Source organism: Streptomyces sp. NPDC056486 (assembly GCF_042795295.1).
GTDB lineage: Bacteria > Actinomycetota > Actinomycetes > Streptomycetales > Streptomycetaceae > Streptomyces.
This window is the reverse complement of sequence record NZ_JBHTSF010000006.1, coordinates 73350-92121: the sequence shown is the minus strand read 5'-3', so window position 1 is coordinate 92121 and position 18772 is coordinate 73350. Positions and strand designations below refer to the sequence as shown.

Here is an 18772-nt window from a genome sequence, read left to right as displayed (position 1 = left end):
CGATCACGAACCCCGATCTGCCCCCGGCGAACACCCGGCCCGATGTCAGGCGTCCCCGTACGCCTCGCCCCCGAGTTCGAAGACCGCGCTGCCCGCTGTCGCGTCCGCGAGCCAGGAGGTGAAGGCCTCCACGTCGGCGTCGGGTAGGCCGATCTCGATGGTCACCGCGTCCCCGTACCGCACGTCACGCACCTCGCGCCCCGCCGACCGCAGATCGTTCTGGATCTTGCCCGCGCGCTGGTGGTCGACCGTGACGGTGGCGAGCCTGAAGCGCTTGCGGGTCAGGGTGCCGACCGCGTCGAGGGTCTCGCCGACCGCTCCTCCGTAGGCCCTGATCAGTCCGCCGGCGCCGAGCTTGACCCCTCCGTAGTAGCGGGTCACGACGGTGACGACGTAGCGCATGTCACGGCGCAGCAGCATCTGGAGCATCGGCACACCGGCGGTGCCCCCGGGCTCCCCGTCGTCGCTCGCCTTCTGCACACCGGCGTCGGCCCCGATGACGTACGCGAAGCAGTTGTGCGAGGCGGACGGGTGCTCCTTGCGGATGCGCGCGACGAAGTCCTGGGCCTCCCTTTCGGTGGCCGCGGGGGCGAGGGCGCACAGGAAGCGCGAGCGGTTGATCTCGGTCTCGTGCACGGCCTCACGGGCCACTGTGCGGTACTCGTCGTGCATCCCGCCAGAGTAGGCCCCCGCGCACGCCACGGCCCCGGTACGGTGATCCATTGTGACGTCACCTACGAATCGCGCACGCCAGGTCCCGAGCGGTACGGACGCGCAAGTCCCCGGCGACATCGACGTGTTGGAGTCGCTGCTCGCCGCCGCGCCCGTCACCGTCGTGGAGACCACCCGGGATGAACCGGCCGATCCCTTCCTGTTCCCCGAGGAGGCGGATGTCGTGGCGCGCGCCGTCGACAAGCGGCGCCGCGAGTTCGCCACGGTCCGCCGGTGCGCCCGCGCCGCCCTGGCCGAACTCGGCGTGCCACCCGTGCCGATCCTGCCCGGGCCCAAGGGCGCGCCGCGCTGGCCCGACGGGATCGTCGGCAGCATGACGCACTGTGCGGGCTACCGCGCCGCCGTCGTGGCCCGCGATTCGGCGGTCCTGTCCGTCGGCGTCGACGCGGAGCCTGCCGCCCCGATCGCCGACCCGGGCGTCCTGGGCCTTGTCGCGGACAAGTCGGAGCGCGCGGCCCTGGCCGAGCTCGGCGTCCGGCATCCGGACGTCCCCTGGGACCGGCTTCTCTTCAGCGCCAAGGAGTCCGTCTACAAGACGTGGTTCCCGCTGACCGGGCGCTGGCTCGGCTTCGAGGAGGCGCGGATGGACCTGAGGCCGGACGGCACGTTCGCCGCGACTCTTCTCGTCCCCGGGCCGACGGTGGCGGGGCGCGAGCTGACGGGCTTCCGGGGCAACTGGCTGATACGCGACGGCATAGCCGTCACCGCCATCGTCCTGCCGCTCACTCCTCCCGTTCCCGGTACGTAGGGGCTCCGCCGAGCCACGTGCCGAGCACCCGCACATGCCTGATGGCCATCGGGTCCACGGTGCGCGGGTCGGCGGAGAGCCGCACGAGATCCGCGGGCGCACCGGGCACGAGCGCGGTGCGGTCGTCCGCGCCCGCCTGGTGCGCGACACCGCTGGTGGCCGCCGCGAGCGCCTGCTCCACGGTGAGCCGCTGGTGCGGGGTCCAGCCGCCCTCCGGAAGGCCGTCGAACGTACGCCTGGTGACCGCGACCTGGATGCCCTCAAGGGGTTCGTACGAGCTGACGGGCCAGTCGCTGCCGAAGGAGAGCCGCACCCCGTCGCGGGCCAACTCCCCCATCGGGTACTGCCGGTCGGACCGTTCGGCGCCGATCCGCGGCATCGAGAGATCGGTCTGGAGCGGGTCGGGCTGTGCCCACAAGGGCTCGAAGTTGGCGATGACGCCGAGCGCCGCGAAGCGGGGCAGGTCGGCCGGATCGACGAGTTGGACGTGGGTGATCACGGGCCGCCGTTCCCAGGCCGGATTGGCGAGGACGGCGGCCTCCACCGCGTCGAGCGCCGCCCGTACGCCCGCGTCTCCGATGGCGTGGATGTGCGTCCGGAAGCCGTCGGCGTCGAACGCGCACACCGCTTCGGCGAGCGCGCGCGGCTCCCACACGGGCATGCCGCAGCTGTGCGGCGCGTCCAGATAGGGGGCGAGCAGAGCGGCCGTACCACCCTCGATCACGCCGTCGCTGAAGAACTTGACCGTGCGCGCCGAAAGCAGCGGGCCGCCGTCGGCTGCCACGCGCCCGCGCGCCGCGTCGAACTGGCCCCGCTGTTCGCGCCAGCGGTCGGGGTCGGCGCGCTGGGCCAGGTCGACACGGACGCTCAGCGCGCTCTGCCGAGCCGCCGCGAGATAGGCCTCCACCATCTCCGGCTCGACCCAGGCGTCCTGCACCCAGGTGATGCCCGCTCGCGCGTACGCCCGCCCCGCGCGGCGCACGGCTTCGACGAGTTCGGCCTCGTCGCGGGCAGGCACCTGGTCGAGCACCAGGTCGCAGGCGTGCCACTCGCGCAAGGTGCCCAGGGCCGAGCCGTCGGGGCGCCGGACGATCCAGCCGAGGCGCGGGTCCGGCGTCGTGTCCCGCACCCCGGCCCGGCGCAGCGCTTCCGTGTTGCACCACACCGTGTGGTAGTCGTACGCCCGCAGGACGACGGGCCGGTCCGGCACCGCGGCGTCCAGCCACCTGGCGTCGAACTCGCCGTCGGGCGCGAGCGCGGGGTCGTAGGAGGCGCCGACGATCCACTCCGCGTCCGGGTGCGCGGCGGCCCACCGTCCGACCTCCGCGACGATCGCGTCGACGGTTGTGAGGTCCTTGATCTGCGGGCCGAAGCTCTCCAGACCCCCGAAGAGCGGGTGGGCGTGTCCGTCACCGAAGGCGGCAAGGAGCAGCCCGTCGCCCAACTCGACCACATCGTCGGCCACTTCGGCGAGCGCGCGGGCCTCGTCGCCGAGCGCGATGACGCGTCCGCCGCGCACGGCCAGTGCCGTGGTGTCTCCGTACACGTCGCTTCCGGTGCGGACCGCCCCCAGGAAGACCCGCGTCACCGTCTCGTCCGCCATGCTGCTCTGCTCCTCCGTGGTCACACGTGCTCCGCGTCCACTGTCGTCAGCCGTTCGTACGCCCCCGGATCACGCCGTCGGATCCGCAGGGCCAGCGCCGCTCCCGCCACGAACAGCACGGGCAGCGGAGCGATCAGGGCCGCGTTCACGCCGCCCGAAGCCCCCGTCAGGAGACCGAGGTTGGCACACACCAGGGCGATCAGTACCGCGAGGCCCGCGCAGGCGGTCAGCGGGGCCGCGACCACCCGCCAGGCGGGCATCCCCCTGCGCTCGCGCCGGAAGAATCCGTACACCGCGAGAGCGGCGAGCGCCTGCATCAGCATCACGCCGAGGATGCCGGATCCGTTGCTCCACAGGAAGGTGACGGTGTACGGATCCGCGCCGCTGACGACGGTCACGCCGACCACGGCAAGGGCGAGGGCCGACTGCGTCACGACCGCCGTGGCGGGAGCCCGCGTCCTGGGGGACACGGTGCCGAGGGGGCGCGGCAGCAGTCCTTCGCGGCCCAGGGCGTAGAAGTAGCGAGCGGCGCCGTTGTGGAAGGCGAGGGTCGCGGCGAAGGCGCTGGTGATGATCAGTACGTGCATGGAGTCGGCGGCCCAGGCTCCCGCGAACCGCTCGGTGGCCGTGAACACCATGTCGGCGCCGCCCTCCCCCTCGGCGATGGCCCGGGCGCGGTCGGACCCGTACGCGTTGATGATCGCCCACACCGTGAAGGTGTAGAAGAGCGCGAGGAACGCCACAGCGATGTACGTGGCACGCGGCACCGTACGCTCCGGCTTCCGCGCCTCCTCCGCGTAGATGGCCGTCGCCTCGAACCCGACGAAGGCGCCGACGGCGAGCACGAACATGCCGCCCACGCCCGCGCCGCCCAGGTGTTCCGGCGAGAGCGTGCCCAGGTCGAGGCCCCGAGGACCGCCGCCGTGCGCGAGCAGCCCTGCCTCGAAGACAAGCAGCACGAGGACTTCGAGGACCAGCGCGACACCGAGGACCTTGGCACTGAACGTGACCTTGAGATAGCCGAGCACACCGATGGCGACGAGCCCGGCGAGCGCCCAGATCCACCAGGCCACGCGGACCCCGGTCAGGTCCTCGAACCCGGACTCGGTGAACCATCCGAAGGCGACGAGCAGTCCGACCTCGATGGCGTTGTACGAGAAGAGCGCGACGTAAGCGGATCCTGCTCCCGCCGGGCGTCCGAGCCCGCGGCCGATGTAGGCGTAGAAGGCGCCCGCGTTGCGGACGAAGCGGCTCATCGCGGTGAATCCGGCCGCGAAGACGATGAGCAGCAGCCCCGATATCAGGTAGCCGAGCGGCGCCGCGCGCCCCGCCATGCCGATGGACAGGGGCGCCACTCCGGCCATCACGGTCAGCGGCGCGGCGGCGGCCACGACGAAGAAGACGAGGTCGCCGGTACCGACGGCACCGCCGCTCAGGCCCGTGGCGGTGTGGGAGGTGGGTGCGGTCACGCGGGTACTCCCGAGGTGAGGTGCCGAGCGTATTTACACGGGGAGCCCCGCGGGCAGTAGGCCACCCTCGGTCGACTCCGGCGGCGAAGGCCGCGGGCGCTCAGAGGCCGCGTGCCGGGTCGGCGAGCGTCTCCCAGAACATCGCCTCGTAACGTTGCAGCAGCTTCCCGTACCGCAGAACCGAGCCTGCCGGATCGAGGGGGCCCCGCTCCATGCCCGCGCGCACCGCGGCGAGTGCTCGGCGTTCAAGTTCGGGCGCGGGCTCGGCGAAGAACGCGAAGAACCCGCAGGCCTCTTCACTGAAGCCGTAGTGATCCGGAAGCGCGCGGACGAGCGTCGCGCAATAGGCGCCCCAGGCCGCGAAGTTGGCGGTCAGGGCGAGGACCACGTCGACGGGAGTGCCGTTCAGGGCGAGCCAGGCCACGTACGCCGGATAGGCCTGACAGCCCGCGCGCGGCTCGTACGCGTCGGCGTCGGTCTTGCCCACGCCGCATGCCGCGACAAGGGCGTCGAGCCGGTCGAAGGCGAGCGCCTCCCCTTCGGCGAGGGTGCGGAAGAAGGCCGCGCACTCGGCTTCTCCCGCGTCGGCCGAGCGTGCGGCCAGATGCAGGAAGGAGCGGCGGTCGGCGGGGATCACGGAGCGCTGCTCCAGGGCGAGTGCGGTGATCGCGGAACGGTTCGCGGTGCCGTCCTCGATGAACGGGACGAGCGGGTTGGCCGCCGAATCCGGTGCGAGCTCCACCACCACGGCGTCGAGCAGTTCCTGTGCGGTCCGTGCCATCGTCCGTCCACCCTGCCTTCCGCGGACCTCTCGGTTCGGCCCGCCTGCTAGTTTCTACATTGCTGTAGAAACAAGAAACCGACATACGGAGCTCTCATGGCCCTGTGGGACCGCGTCAAGGAATCCGCATCGACGATGCAGACCCAGCTCATGGCGAAGAAGAACGACCTCAAGAGCGGCGCCTTCCGCGACTCCAGTATGGCGATGTGCGCCCTCGTGGCGGCCGCGGACGGCACCATCGACTCGTCCGAACGCCAGCGCGTGGCCCAGCTCATCGCCACCAACGAGGTACTGCAGAACTTCCCCGCCGACGAGCTGCGTCACCGCTTCGACACGTACGTCGACAAGCTGACCGCCGACTTCGCGTTCGGCAAGGTCAGCGTGTTGCAGGAGGTCGCCAAGGCGAAGAAGAAGCCCGCCGAGGCGCGTGCCGTGATCCAGATCGGCATCGTCATCGGCGGCGCGGACGGCGACTTCGACAAGACGGAGCAGGCCGTCGTGCGGGAGGCGTGCTTCGCGCTCGACCTGCCGCCGCACGAGTTCGACCTCTGACGTTCGCGACGTCGGCGAACCCGGTGGACCGGGTGAACCGGGTGAACCCGTAGGGGGCTTGCGGCCTTTCGCCGCAGGCCCCCTATGCCGTATCTGCCATATCCGCCATATCCGCCGCATCCGCCGACTCCAGGAGCCCCCGCAACATCCGCTCGTCGTCGGGCGACAGCGTGGTGACGAAACTGGCGAGCACGGCGCCGCGGTCGAGTTCACCGTCGAGCACCTTGCGCATCCGCAGCGCGGCGAGCCCCGCCTCACCCACCGTCGAGCTCCACACGAACGACCGGCCCGCGCGCTCGCGCGTGACGGTGTTCTTGACGAGCAGCCGGGTCAGGATCGTCATCACCGTGGTGTACGCGAGGTCTCCGCCGATACGTTCCTGCACCCAGGCCGCGTTCACCGGCCCTGGCGCGCCGTGCAGCGCCGCGAACACCTGCGCCTCCAGCTCACCCTGCCCGCGCCGCCGGAGGCGGGGCTGCCGCGCTTCGCATTCATGCCACTCCATACCCGCGTTCCCCCTGGATGCGTGCCGACAGTTGTTCCGGTCGCCGTATTGACGGCTCTCTTGACGGCCCCTTGAGGGGCGCCACATCGTAACGGGACGCGGTGTCGGCACGCGGCACCCCGTCAACTTCTACAGTGTTGTAGTTTTTAGGTCCGGCCCTGACCAAGGCCGGTACGCACATCACCTCAGGACTTCAGGAGGACATCGTGGGAGTTTCCCTGGCCAAGGGCGGCAACGTCTCGCTCAGCAAGGAGGCCCCCGGCCTCACCGCCATCCTGGTCGGCCTGGGCTGGGACGTCCGCACGACCACCGGCACGGACTACGACCTGGACGCAAGCGCGCTGCTCTGTGACGACTCGGGGAAGGTCGTCTCCGACCAGCACTTCATCTTCTACAACCAGCTCAAGAGCCCCGACGGCTCGGTCGAGCACACCGGCGACAACCTCACCGGCGAGGGCGAGGGCGACGACGAGGCCGTGAAGGTGAACCTCGCCGCCGTGCCCGCCACGATCACGAAGATCGTCTTCCCGGTCTCCATCCACGACGCCGAGAACCGCGGCCAGAGCTTCGGCCAGGTCCGCAACGCCTTCATCCGCGTGGTCAACCAGGCCGACAACGCGGAGATCGCCCGCTACGACCTCTCCGAGGACGCCTCGACCGAGACCGCCATGGTCTTCGGCGAGCTCTACCGCCACGGCACGGAGTGGAAATTCCGCGCGGTCGGCCAGGGTTATGCAAGTGGACTGCGCGGTATCGCGTCGGACTTCGGCGTGAATGTCTGACGTAAGCGTGTGACGCTCAGTCATCCGACCATCGGCGGCAGAAGGAGCGGGACGTGTACGGCGATCCGGCAACAGTGCGCAAGATCCTGACGGAGCTCGGAGACACCTGGGCGGTCGTGGGCCTGTCCACGAACGAGGGACGGGCGGCGTACGGGGTCGCGGGCGTCCTGCAGCGCCACGGAAAGCGCGTCGTCCCGATCCACCCGAAGGCCGAGACGGTGCACGGCGAGAAGGGCTATCCGTCCCTCTCCGCCGTGCCCTTCAAGATCGACGTCGTCGATGTCTTCCTCAACAGCGGCCTGGCGGGCCAGGCCGCTGATGAAGCCGTCGCGATCGGCGCACAGGCGGTCTGGTTCCAACTGGGCGTCGTCGACGAGGCGGCATACGAACGGACGCGGGCAGCGGGCCTCGAGATGGTGATGGACCGCTGCCCGGCGATTGAACTTAAGTCACCCTCATGAACATGATCAAGGTGGTCATGCGCCGGCAGGTGTTCTACCTCAGTGACAGCGTCCGGACCGGCTCGCTCGTCGGGCTCAAGGAGCTCTACGGGTTCGACGGCAACCTGTACGAGGCCGTGGCCGAGCACAAGGACCTGCGCGAGTCCTGGGCGACACTGATGGACAACGTCACCGCGCACATCGACCCCTGGTTCTTCGACAACGTCGACATTCCCACGGGCGCGCGGGTGCTCGACCTCGCCGGCAACACCGGTCTGGGGGCGGTCCTGACCTACCGCTCGAAGATCTCGCCCGGGCTCCACGTGACCACTTTCGACCTCCCTGAGAAGGAAGCGGAGTGCCTGGAGAACTTCAAGGCCCACGGTGTGGAAGAGCATTGCTCCTTCATCGGAGGTGATGTCTTCGCCAGCGTCCCCAAGGGCTTCGACGTCGTACAGATCAAGCACTTCCTGGACATGTTCGACAAGGCGGAGGTCTTCAAGATACTGAAGGGGGTGAACCGTTCGTTGGAGGTCGGCGATCAGGTCAACATCCTGGTGCCGGTTTACCCCGAGGCCCCACGGGAGTCCAGCGCCGTCGACATCGACTTCTTCCCCGCCTTCTTCCTCGGCTGCACCATGGGCCAGGGCGGGCCGCAGAAGATGTCCGCCTACCGGAGCTGGCTGGAAGAGTGCGGCTTCGAGGTCACGAAGACGCTCGCCCAGGATCCCGCCAAGCTCCTGCCGGGCACCTTCGTCGTGCACGGCATCCTGAGCGCGACGAAGGTCGCCTGACACCACCCCGGCCGGTCCGGATTGGAGTCCGAGGCCGACCAGATCATGAGTCCTTGTGCGTTCGATGGTACGAAGCGGTGGCGGCGTGCAGCGCGTCGATGCGGGGGCGGAGCAGGTGCGGGAGGCCGGACGGTGCGGTCGCGCCGTGGGTCTCCATGTCCTGGAGGCACTGGACGAGGATGGATTTCACGGAGCGCAGATACGTGACATCGCGTTCCGTCGTGTCGCGCCATTCCTCTTCCAGGAGTTTCAGCTGCAGGTCGTCGGCGGATTCCAGCTCGTCGTAGAGATGGGTGGCGGCGGAGGAGAGGTGTTCCGCGCAGTACTGCGGAATCGGGGAGTCGTCGATTCCGCTGCCGAGTTCCTGGGTGAGCGTCGTCGCGATGTCGAGGCGGGTGCGGGCCACGAATCGTTCGTGCACCTCCACGGCGAACTGCAGGGTGTAGCGCGTCAGTTCACCCGGCGAGGTCGCCATGCTCGTGCGTGCGTCCCGGATCGAAAGGTCGGCGGTCAGGGCGTTCGCGCGCTGGGTCAGTTCCGTGGCCCAGCCCAGCCAGGTTTCGTACGTCGTGGACAGGGGCGTGGTGTGCGCTCCGCCGGTGAGGAGGAACGCGGGGCGCCGGACCACGCCGATCCGCATTCTGTTCAGGAGGGCCGTCACGCCGTCGTCCCGGTCGTGGGCGATGTGCTCGAATATCTCGGTGACGTCCGTGCCCAGGTAATTCACAAGAGGGCCCGCCCCGCCCGGGTGGCGGCGCAGGAAAGTGGTGACGTCGAACACCTCGTCGTGAAAGGAGATCCAGCGGCGGGAGGCCGTGTGGTCGTGCCGCAGGAGTTCCGAAGGGGAGAAGACCTGTTCTTCCGTTTCGGGCGCGGAGGAGGAAGAGGTGGATTCGACCTCCGCACGGTCGGGGGAAAGGCGTTCCGCGCGGGATGCGGCAAGTTCGTTTCCGACGCGGACTGCGGCGGGGAATCCGGAGATCGTGACGTCCCGGCCCACCCGGTAGGACGTGTTCAGGTAGCCGGACACCTTGAGGCGGTGGCGGGCGAGCAGGCCGCCTTCTCCGGAGTAGGACTTCTTGAGATCGGCGAGCGCGGCGCCGAGTTCGGGGTGGCCGCTGGTCGTGACGTAATCGGGAAGGGAGCGGAAATCCACGGCGTGGATGAAGTTCCGCCAGGAGCTGGGGAAATTCTCGCGCAGGCGACTCGCCTCCGTTCCGATGAAGGAGCGGTAACTGGCCCGGCCGATCACGACGTCCATGAGATGGAACATCGGGGAGGCCGTTCCGCTCGGCCCGAGTCCGTGCTCGACCAGCGGTACCGCGAGGGGTGCCACTGTTTTGGCCCAGACGACGGGATCGACGTGGAATTTACGTCCCGCACGCGGATCGATCTTCGGGAGACCGTGCCGCGTGATGTCCGCGATGCAGTCCGCCATCCGGATCAGTTCCTCCGCCAGAGAGGCCGCGTCATCCATCTCAACGGCCTCGCACGCCCGTATCGAGGAGCCCACCAGCGCGGTGCCGCGGGAGAGCATCTCCAGCTGGGTCAGATAGAAGAACTGCTCCTCGTCGGTGCCCACGGTGGGTACGAGGAGCCGCAGGTTCTCCACTCTGCGCGGCTGCTTGCCCGAAGGGTCCTGGGGCCGCCAGTTGCAGACGATGAGGTCGAGGTAGGAGAGGAACGGGCTCTGCCTGCCCAGTCGGGCACACACCGCGTGCCACGGAGCGAGGATCGCGTCCGGGGTCGGGGTGTCGTACCGGGGAGAGACCCGGTGGTAGGCGTGCACGAGGACGCCAAGGACGGTGGCGGCACGCTGGAGCCAGCGGTCCGGGAGCGCCGCCTCGGAGGCGTCGAACGGCTCGATCCGCTCCAGGAGGCCGCGCAGTTCGAGGCTCGCGTACAGCTCCGGCAGGTCGCGGGCGACCTCGTCCCAGACGGCGTGGGAGGAGGGGAAGGAGGTCAGCGGGTCCGGTCCTGGCGTGAAACCGTGAGCCAGGGAGAGCGGGCCGGAATTCTCGTGTCCCAGTTCCCCGTTCAGGATTTCCGCGGACCGCAGTATTTCCCCGGGGCGCTCCTTCACGGAGAATATGTCGGGTGTTCCGTCAAGCTGTCCTGGCACGGTGAACATCTCCACTCTTCGGGTCGTCCGTCAACTCTTGGCCGACCCGGTGGAGGGTTTCAATGCTGAACTGTCTGGTTCTGGTTAATTTCCGTCTGCGGAAATGCCCTGCGGCGCGGCCTGTTCGAGCCGTTGCGCACGGTACTCGCCGGGCGTCATGTCGAACTCCTTGCAGAACGCCAGATGGAACCCCACATGACTCCCGTACCCGATGATCCGGTGGATTTCCCGCTGCGGGACAGACGGATCGGCCAGTATTCTGCGCGCCTCCTGGAGCCTGCGGAACAGCAGGTGCCGGGCCGGTGGCTCGCCGACGAGTTCGCGGAAGACCCGCGAGAACACGGCACGCGACATTCTCGCCTCACGGGCGAGCGATTCGACAGTCCAAGGGCTCGCGTACGAGGCGTAGATGGCCGTCAGCGCCCGGCTCACCCCTTCGTGGCGCAGGGCTTTGAGCGCGGGAGAGGCTTCGGCCAGTTGTTCCATCGCCGTGCGCAGCCCCAGGACGAACACCATCTCGAACGCGCGCAGCGAAACCAGTTGTGCCCCCGGCGCCATCCGCGTGCTTTCCCGGGTCAGGCACTCCAGTGTGTAGTGCAGGAGCGGTTCGTCGCGCAGCATGTGGCTGCGCAGCACGATGATGCGGGGAAGCGCGCGATACAGCGCGGGTTCCGTCACCGGGTCGTAATGCAGGCTGGCGCAGAGTATTTCGGTGTCCGGCGCGGCGCTTCCAATGGTGACGGAAGCGGAGCCTCCGGGCGAGAGGTCCGAAAGGACGGAATGCAGTGGAGTCGTCGCGCGCCCGGGGGCCGAGGTGAAGGAATGCGCCGTCCCGTGCGGAAACATCGCGAGGTCGCCCTCGTGCAGCCGTATCGCTTCTTCGTCGCCGAAGGATATGTAGCAGCCATTGCGGACCATGTAATGGAGGATGGCGTGACTGTCCTCCTCCCCCTCGATTCCCCAACTCCCGCCCGCCAGCCACTTGCTGTAGTAGGTATCGGCCAGCCTTAAGGGCTTGAGCAGCTCACTGAGAACGTCGGCCTGCGGCATGGACGATCCTTAAACGTTTTGAGCCTTCGGTTAATTGATCTTACATCGCGGCCGTCCAACTCTAGAGGGAGAGGGCTCGCCACGGGGGGCGGCCCTTAAATGAGCCACGGGGGAACGGGCCATGAACATCCTGATCGCGGGCGCCGGCATCGGCGGCCTGGCCGCTGCGCTGAGCCTGCACGCCGCGGGATGCGAGGACGTGCGCCTGGTCGAAGCAGCCCCGGAGATCCGCCCGTTGGGCGCCGGAGTCAACCTGCTGCCGAACGCGGTGCGCGAACTTGCCGCCCTCGGACTCTACGACGAACTGCTGCGCAGATCCGTCCCGTTGGAGCGGCTCGGCTACTACAACCACCGCGGCCAGACCGTGTGGAGCGAGGCGCGTGGCCGCAGCGCCGGACACCACTGGCCCCAACTCGCCATTACACGCGGCGACTTGCAGGGTCTGCTGGCAGACCGGGTGGCGGAGCGCCTGGGTGCCGACGCCATCCGCACCGACGCGCGGCTCACCGGCCTCACCGTGCTGGATTCCGGCCGGGTACGGGTAGACCTGAGCCACCGTGCGCACGGCGGCGCGGTGAGCACAGCCGAGGCCGACATCCTGGTCGGCGCGGACGGCATCCGCTCCGCCGTGCGCGGCGCGCTCTACCCGCAGGAGGGCGCGCCCCGCGCCCAGGGCGTGGTGGTGTGGCGCGGCGTGACCCGCGACCGCCCGTTCATGGGTGGACGCTCGATGGTCGTGATGGGCGACGGCCGCTGGAAGGCCGTCGTCTACCCGCTGTCCGACCGGCCCGACGCCTCGGGCCTCGTGCCGGTCAACTGGGCCGCCTCGTACACCGGCGACCTCGACGACCGGCCGGAAGGGATTCGCGACCGCTTCCTGCCCCGGTTCGCCGACTGGCGCTGCGAGGACCTCGTGCTCCGCGACGTCCTGGGCGGAGCGGAACCGCCGCAGGAGTTCCCCATGATGGACCGCGACCCGTTGCCGCGCTGGTCCTTCGGCCCGGTCACGCTGCTCGGCGACGCCGCCCACGCGATGGCGCCCATGGGCTCCAACGCCACCACCCAGGCGGTCATCGACGCGCGCGCCCTGGCCCATGCGCTGGCCCTGCACGCCGACCCGGTGCGCGCGCTCCAGGAGTACGACCGCGACCGGCGGCCCGCCATGAACCGGCTGCAGCTGATGACCCGGGCGAAGGGCCCGGAAATCGTCATCGACCTCGCCTGCGAGCGGTCCCCCGACGGATTCGCGCGTCCCGAGGACGTACTGCCCCGGCAGGAACTGGCGGAGATCGCGCACGCCTACGCCCGCGCCGCCAGCACGGACGCGGAATCGGTCAACTCCCCGTCCCCGTACGGGGTTCCGGAACTTCCGGTGCCCGCCGAGGTGTCCGGCTGAAGCAGTCCGCCCCGTGGGCGCCCCGCGCTTTTCCTCGCCTCCGCAGCGCAACCGCAGCGCAACTGCAGCGCAACCACAGCACCTTCACCCACCGTATTCCCAGGAGAGAAATGCCCCGCACCGGCCAGGACTACCTCGCCTCCTTGCGTGACGGCCGTGCCGTCTGGCTCGACGGAGAGCTGGTCAAGGACATCACCGAACACCCGGCCTTCCGCAACACCGCCCGCTCCATCGCGGACCTCTACGACCTCGCGGCCGAAGGCCCGGCGCGCGACGTGCTGACGGTGCTGCCGAAGGGGGCCGAGGAGCCCGTCCTGCGCGCGTACCACGTGCCGCGGACCCACGCCGAACTTGTGGAGCGCCGGAAGGCGTTCAAGACCTGGTCCGAGGCCAGCTACGGCTTCCTCGGCCGCTCGCCCGACTACATGGCCACCGGCATCGCCGGATTCGTGTCCGCCCCCGAGGTGTTCGCCGGGGGCGAGTTCGACGGACGGGACAACCTGGCCGCGTACTACCGGCGGATGGCCGAGGGCAGCCTGTACCAGGCGTTCACCATCACCAACCCGCAGATCGACCGCACCAGGTCCGCCTCCGAGCAGGAGGAGGACGACCTGTACGTGCGCGTGGTCAAGGAGCGCGACGACGGCATCGTGGTCCGTGGTGCCAAGATGATCGGCACCGCGGCGGTCTTCGGCGACGAGGTCATCGTCGGCACCATCGAACCGCTCGCCCCGCAGGACGTCGACTACGCCCTGTGCTTCTCCGTGCCCATCGACACCCCGGGACTGCAGTTCATCTCCCGCACCTCGTACGAGGCCGGGGCGCGCAGCGTCTTCGACAACCCGCTCTCCTCGCGCTTCGACGAGAACGACGCGCTGCTGGTGTGCGACGACGTGTTCGTGCCATGGGAGAACGTGCTCACCTACCGGAACGTGGACGCCACCTTCCAGATGTGGTGGGGCACCCCCGCGTACACCAACTTCGTGCACCAGGCGTCCGTCCGCTACTGGACCAAGCTGGAGTTCCTCACCGGACTCGCGATCCTGCTGGCCAAGTCGAACAACACCTACCAGCTGCCGCCGGTCCAGATGCAGATCGGCCGCCTCATCGGCTGGCTGAACATCGCCAAGTCGATGGTGCTCGCGGCCGAGTCCGAGTACGAGCGGGTCGGCGGTGCGGACGGCGCCGTGCACATCAGCCGCGAGATCGCCTCCGCGCACCGGGCCATGGCGGGCGACCTGTACCCCAAGGTCCTGGCCGAGCTCAAGATGCTCGCAGGCGGCGGCCTCATCCAGCTCCCGGCCTCCGGCCACGACCTCAACCACCCGGAACTCGGACGGCTCGTCGCCAAGTACGTGCGCTCGCCCGGCACCCCGGCCGAGCAGCGGATGAAGCTCCTGAAGCTGGCCTGGGACGCGCTGGGTTCGGAGTTCGCCAGCCGCCACGAGCAGTACGAGCGCTTCTACCACGGCGCCCCGCACGTCTACCTGCCGGGCATCGTCAGGGACGGCCGCCCGGACCTGCTGGAAGCGTTCACCCAGTCCTGCCTCGACGGGTACGAGCTGGGCGAAGGCCCGGGGACAGGGGCGGTCCTCCATGGCGGCCGCTAAGAGCGGCTGGGCGCTGGCGCTGCTGGCGGGCACCCAGTTCGTACTGATCCTGGACACCTCGGTGATCAACGTCGCGGCCCCCTCCATGGGCCGGGAGCTCGACATCTCACCGGCGGCCCTGTCCTGGGTGGCCAACGCCTACCTGGTCTCCTTCGGCGGCCTGCTGCTCCTCAGCGGGCGGGTGGCCGACCTGCTCGGGCGGCGCAGGGTGTTCGTGTCGGGCCTCGCGGTCCTGATCCTCGCCTCCCTGTTCGGCACCTTCGCCAACAGCGCCGCACTGCTCATCGCGGCGCGCACGCTGCAGGGCGTCGGAGCGGCGATGGCGGCGGCATCCGCGCTGGCCCTGCTCCTGATGCTGTTCGAGGACGGGCCGGGAAGACATCGGGCGCTCGGCGTCTTCGCGGCGATGGCCGGCGCCGGAGGAGCGGCGGGCACCGTGCTGGGCGGCGTGCTGACCAGCTGGTTCGGCTGGGAGTCCACGTTCGCGATGAACGTCGTCGCCGGGCTGATCCTGATGGTCCCGGCGTTCCGGCTGCTGCCCGAAGGGCGTGCGGAACGCGACGGACGCGGCATCGACCTGCCCGGAGCGGTCACGGTCACCGGGGGGCTCGCGCTCCTCGCGTACGCCGTGGTCAGCGCCGGAGAGGCGGGCTGGAACGCGCCGCAGACCCTCGGCACGGCCGCCGGGGCCGTGGTGCTGCTGGTTGCCTTCGTGCTGATCGAGCGCAAGGCGGCCGCACCCCTGGTGCCGCTGGACGTCTTCAAGCGCCGCACCCTGCGCTCGGCGAACGTCCTGTCCGCGATGTGGCAGATGTCGCTGTTCCCGATGTTCTTCCTGGTGAGCCTCTACCTCCAGGACGTCCTCGGGTACGACGCGGTCGGCGGCGGCCTCGGCCTGCTGCCGCTGTCCCTCACGGTGGTCCTGGTCGCGGGCAGCGCGGACCGGCTGATCGGTCGGTTCGGGCTGCGCACCGTGATGTGCGCCGGGTTCGTGCTGATCGCCGTCGGCATGGCCTGGCTGTCCCGGCTCTCGGCCACCGGGTCGTTCGTCAGCGAGGTGCTGTTCCCCAGCCTGCTGCTGGGCGTCGCGCTGCCGCTGGCCTCCATCACCACCCAGGTCGCCGCCACCGCGGGCACCGGCGACGACGAGGCGGGGCTCGCCTCGGGGCTGGTCAACACCAGCCTCCAGTTCGGCTCCGTGATCGGCCTCGCGGTCCTTTCCGGAATCGCGGCGGCCCGCACCGAGGCGGTGGGCGCGGACGGCGCCGCCGCCCTCACCGAGGGCATCGGCGCGGCGTTCCTCGCCGGTGCGGTGATCGCCGTGATCGCGGTGCCGGTCGCGGCCCGGCTCCGTACCCCCGAACCTCCCGCGGCGAGCGGCAGCGCCGTCGCGGACACCGCTCCGGCCAACCGCTGAGAGACGACCCGTACACCCACCCGTACGTACAACCGGAAGGAAAACCCGCATGCCCGACAACAACACCCGGCGCTACCTGGTGACGGGAGCCACCGGCTTCCAGGGCGGGGCCGTCGCACGGCACCTCGCCGCCCAGGGGGCCGAGGTGATCGGCCTGGTCCGCCAGCCCGCGAAGGCGGACCGGCCCGCGCCCGCCGGAGTGACCCTGGTCGGCGCCGACCTGGGCAACGCCGACGAGGTCCTCAAGGCCTTCGAGGGCGTCACTCACGCCGTGGTGACCATCCCCCTGGAGTACGACACGGACACCGTGCTCTCCTACGCGCGCAACGTCGCCGACGCGGCCCGCACGGTCGGCGTCCAGCGGCTCGTGTTCAACACCAACACCGCGCTGCCCGAGGCGACGACCCAGTACGCCGCCTTCGAGACCCGGCGGGCCGCCGAGCGCGTCATCACGGCAAGCGGCGTGCCCACGGTGGTCGTGCGCCCGCCCGTCTACCTCGACAACCTCTTCAGCCCCTGGAACGGGCCCGCGCTCGTCAACGACGGCGTGCTCGCCTACCCGCTCCCCGCGGACCAGCGGGTGGCCTGGATCTCGCACGACGACCTCGCGCGGGTCGTCGCCGCCGCGCTGGAGAACGACGCGCTGGTGGGCCGGGTGCTGAACGTCGGCGGCGCGGACGTCGTCACCGGACCCGAACTGGCCCAGGCGTTCGCCGAGGCGCTGGGCCGGGACGTGACCTACCTGCCGCTGGACGTCCAGCAGTTCGAGGACGGGCTCGCCCACGTCGTGGGCGCGCCGGCCGCCGCGGGAGTCGCCGGGATCTACCACCACGTGAGCACCGGCGAGGCCCCCGGCCTGCTGGCCGCCGACCCGGCGCAGACGGAGCGGGAGCTGGGCATCAAGCTCACCCCGGCCGTCGAGTGGATCAAGTCGCAGCCCTGGGACCACTGGGCCGGGGCCACCGGCTGACGGGCTGTCGGGGAGCCGCCCTGGGGAGGGGCGGCTTCCCGGCGCACGCAGCGCACACATGCAGAAGAAGGGGGGAGCAAGTGGCAGACATCCGTGACCAGGACGGTAGGGCCCGTCGCAGAACCGGCATGCCGATCGCCGTGGTGGGCATCGGATGCCGACTGCCCGGAGCGCGCGGTCCCGAGGAGCTCTGGGACCTGCTGACCGGCGGCGGCGACGCCACGACGGCGCTGCCGAAGGAGCGCGAAGGGGATGCGGCGGTACGGGGCGGATTCCTCGACGGCCTCGAAGACCCCGACGCGTTCGACGCCGACTTCTTCGGGATTCCCCGCGAGGACGTCCCGGCGATGGACCCCCAGCAGCGGTTGGCGCTCACCGTCGCATGGGAGGCCCTGGAGGACGCCGGTCTCGTCCCGGCCGCACTCTCCGGCACCCGTACCGCCGTGTTCCTCGGCCAGAGCCACGCCGACCACTGGGAGCGGCTGCGCGCGACGGAGCCCGCACAGGAGGCGTCCGGCGCGCTGGCCCGGCTGGCCGGCACCGAGCAGCGGGCGCTGCTCTCGGGACGGCTCTCGCACTTCTTCGGCTGGCACGGCGCCAGTCTGACCGTCGACACAGGGCAGGCATCCTCGCTCGCGGCCGTCCACCTGGCCTGCGCCGGCCTGCGCAGCGGCGAGGCGACGCTCGCCCTGGCGGGCGGGGTCAACGCCGCACTCTCCCCTGCCGTCACCGGCCTGTTCGCCCGGGCGGGCGTCCTGTCGCCCGACGGGGCCTGCCGCTTCGGCGACGCCCGGGCGAACGGTTTCGTACGGTCCGACGGCGCGGGCATCGTCGTACTCAAACCGCTGGAGCGGGCCCTGGCCGACGGCGACCGGATCCGGGCCGTCCTGCGCGGCAGCGCCATCAGCAACGACGGGGCCGCCAAGGAGCACGTGACCGACCCGTCGGCGACCGGCCAGCGTCTTGCCATGCGCTGGGCCCACGAGGACGCGGGCACCTCCCCGCACGAGGTCGGCTACGTCGAGGCCCACGGCACGGGAACCCGCATCGACGCGGTGGAACTCGGGGCCCTCAACGACGTGTACGGCGAAGGGCGTTCCCCCGGACGACGTTTGCTCGTCGGCTCGGTCAAGACGAACATCGGGCACTGCGAGGCGGCCGCCGGAGTGGCCGGACTCATCAAGGCGGCCCTGTGCCTGGAGCACCGCACGGCGCCGCCGAGCCTGCACCTTCGGACGCCGTCCCCCAAGGTCGACTGGGCGCGAATCCCCCTCGTGGTCCCCACCACGAACGAACCGCTTCCGGTGGACGGGCGGCCCGCCCTCGTCGCGGTCAACGGCCAGAGCATCTCCGGCGCGAACGCCCACGTGATCCTGGCCGAGGCCCCGCCCGCGGCATCCGAGAGGCCCACCGGCGACGGCCCCTGGCCCCTGCGCCTGTCGGCGCCCACCGAGCGCGGACTCTCCCTGCTCGTACGGGCGTACGTCGATCACCTCGCCCCGGACGGCCGGGGACGCGCGCACTTGGCACGGGACATCTGCTGGACCGCCTGCGCCCGGCGCACCCCGCACGCCCGTCGACTCACTGTGCACGGCCACACCCACGACGAATTCCACCGCGCGCTGACGGCGCTCCGCGTCGACGGCGCGTGTACGGACGCGGGCGCGCCCGGCGACCCGGCGGAGTGTTTCCCCGCCGGCCCCGGCGCGGTGGTCCCGCTGCCCCGGCACCCCTGGGACGCCGCCCACCCGCTCTGAGGCGGGGCACCGACCACGCTCCCGACGCGCCCGCGCCGTCCGAC

The 18772-nt window shown here is 70.4% G+C and carries 17 protein-coding genes; 10 read left to right on the top strand and 7 right to left on the bottom strand.

The window, feature by feature from the left end; all coding sequences use genetic code 11:
• Positions 1-45: 45 nt before the first annotated feature.
• Entirely contained in the window at positions 46-672 is a 627-nt protein-coding gene (locus ACFQ7F_RS05185) for a YigZ family protein (protein ID WP_383266298.1), read from the bottom strand.
• A 124-nt stretch (positions 673-796) separates the two neighbouring features.
• Between ACFQ7F_RS05185 and ACFQ7F_RS05180 the strand changes: the two genes are divergently transcribed.
• On the top strand, positions 797-1480 hold the full coding sequence (locus tag ACFQ7F_RS05180) for a 4'-phosphopantetheinyl transferase (RefSeq protein WP_383266422.1): 684 nt from the start codon (positions 797-799) through the stop codon (positions 1478-1480).
• Here ACFQ7F_RS05180 and ACFQ7F_RS05175 read toward each other — a convergent pair.
• The 3 genes from ACFQ7F_RS05175 to ACFQ7F_RS05165 all read right to left on the bottom strand — a co-directional run bounded on the left by ACFQ7F_RS05175 (position 1455) and on the right by ACFQ7F_RS05165 (position 5333).
• Positions 1455-3107 carry an amidohydrolase gene (locus ACFQ7F_RS05175; RefSeq protein ID WP_383266296.1) on the bottom strand — a complete coding sequence of 551 codons (1653 nt, stop codon included), beginning with the start codon at positions 3105-3107 and terminating at the stop codon, positions 1455-1457. The two genes, ACFQ7F_RS05180 and ACFQ7F_RS05175, sit on opposite strands and share 26 nt — an antisense overlap.
• Positions 3104-4552, bottom strand: coding sequence for an APC family permease (locus ACFQ7F_RS05170; protein ID WP_383266293.1), 1449 nt, complete (start codon positions 4550-4552; stop codon positions 3104-3106). The genes ACFQ7F_RS05175 and ACFQ7F_RS05170 overlap by 4 nt, the downstream gene beginning before the upstream one ends.
• 100 nt (positions 4553-4652) lie before the next feature.
• Positions 4653-5333 (bottom strand): transcriptional regulator, encoded by a 681-nt coding sequence (locus ACFQ7F_RS05165; protein WP_383266290.1) that lies wholly within the window; start codon positions 5331-5333, stop codon positions 4653-4655.
• Between the two features lie 96 nt (positions 5334-5429).
• Between ACFQ7F_RS05165 and ACFQ7F_RS05160 the strand changes: the two genes are divergently transcribed.
• Entirely contained in the window at positions 5430-5885 is a 456-nt protein-coding gene (locus tag ACFQ7F_RS05160; protein WP_383266287.1) for a tellurite resistance TerB family protein, read from the top strand.
• 82 nt (positions 5886-5967) lie between these two features.
• Here the strand turns inward: ACFQ7F_RS05160 and ACFQ7F_RS05155 are convergent, their stop codons facing one another.
• Positions 5968-6390, bottom strand: coding sequence for a BlaI/MecI/CopY family transcriptional regulator (locus ACFQ7F_RS05155; RefSeq protein WP_383266284.1), 423 nt, complete (start codon positions 6388-6390; stop codon positions 5968-5970).
• A gap of 206 nt (positions 6391-6596) precedes the next feature.
• Between ACFQ7F_RS05155 and ACFQ7F_RS05150 the strand changes: the two genes are divergently transcribed.
• From ACFQ7F_RS05150 to ACFQ7F_RS05140, 3 genes are read left to right on the top strand one after another with little or no spacing between them, the layout of a single operon-like run.
• Entirely contained in the window at positions 6597-7172 is a 576-nt protein-coding gene (locus ACFQ7F_RS05150) for a TerD family protein (protein WP_383266281.1), read from the top strand.
• A gap of 53 nt (positions 7173-7225) precedes the next feature.
• A complete protein-coding gene (locus ACFQ7F_RS05145; protein WP_383266279.1) occupies positions 7226-7633 on the top strand; it encodes a CoA-binding protein in 408 nt (135 codons plus the stop codon).
• 2 nt (positions 7634-7635) lie between these two features.
• On the top strand, positions 7636-8406 hold the full coding sequence (locus ACFQ7F_RS05140) for a methyltransferase (protein WP_383266275.1): 771 nt from the start codon (positions 7636-7638) through the stop codon (positions 8404-8406).
• A gap of 43 nt (positions 8407-8449) precedes the next feature.
• Here the strand turns inward: ACFQ7F_RS05140 and ACFQ7F_RS05135 are convergent, their stop codons facing one another.
• A complete protein-coding gene (locus tag ACFQ7F_RS05135) occupies positions 8450-10528 on the bottom strand; it encodes a cytochrome b5 domain-containing protein (RefSeq protein ID WP_383266272.1) in 2079 nt (692 codons plus the stop codon).
• 84 nt (positions 10529-10612) lie between these two features.
• Positions 10613-11578 (bottom strand): AraC family transcriptional regulator, encoded by a 966-nt coding sequence (locus tag ACFQ7F_RS05130; protein WP_383266270.1) that lies wholly within the window; start codon positions 11576-11578, stop codon positions 10613-10615.
• A 121-nt stretch (positions 11579-11699) separates the two neighbouring features.
• On the opposite strand from ACFQ7F_RS05130, the gene ACFQ7F_RS05125 reads away from it, so the two are divergent.
• The 5 genes from ACFQ7F_RS05125 to ACFQ7F_RS05105 all read left to right on the top strand — a co-directional run bounded on the left by ACFQ7F_RS05125 (position 11700) and on the right by ACFQ7F_RS05105 (position 18728).
• Complete coding sequence (locus tag ACFQ7F_RS05125; protein ID WP_383266267.1) at positions 11700-12974, top strand: FAD-dependent monooxygenase; 1275 nt, start codon at positions 11700-11702, stop codon at positions 12972-12974.
• A gap of 110 nt (positions 12975-13084) precedes the next feature.
• Positions 13085-14584 (top strand): 4-hydroxyphenylacetate 3-hydroxylase family protein, encoded by a 1500-nt coding sequence (locus ACFQ7F_RS05120; protein ID WP_383266265.1) that lies wholly within the window; start codon positions 13085-13087, stop codon positions 14582-14584.
• Positions 14571-16001, top strand: a complete 1431-nt coding sequence (locus tag ACFQ7F_RS05115; RefSeq protein WP_383266263.1) for an MFS transporter — start codon at positions 14571-14573, stop codon at positions 15999-16001. The genes ACFQ7F_RS05120 and ACFQ7F_RS05115 overlap by 14 nt, the downstream gene beginning before the upstream one ends.
• A 49-nt stretch (positions 16002-16050) precedes the next feature.
• Positions 16051-16971, top strand: coding sequence for an SDR family oxidoreductase (locus ACFQ7F_RS05110; protein WP_383266260.1), 921 nt, complete (start codon positions 16051-16053; stop codon positions 16969-16971).
• 80 nt (positions 16972-17051) lie between these two features.
• On the top strand, positions 17052-18728 hold the full coding sequence (locus ACFQ7F_RS05105; protein ID WP_383266257.1) for a polyketide synthase: 1677 nt from the start codon (positions 17052-17054) through the stop codon (positions 18726-18728).
• Positions 18729-18772 lie beyond the last annotated feature (44 nt).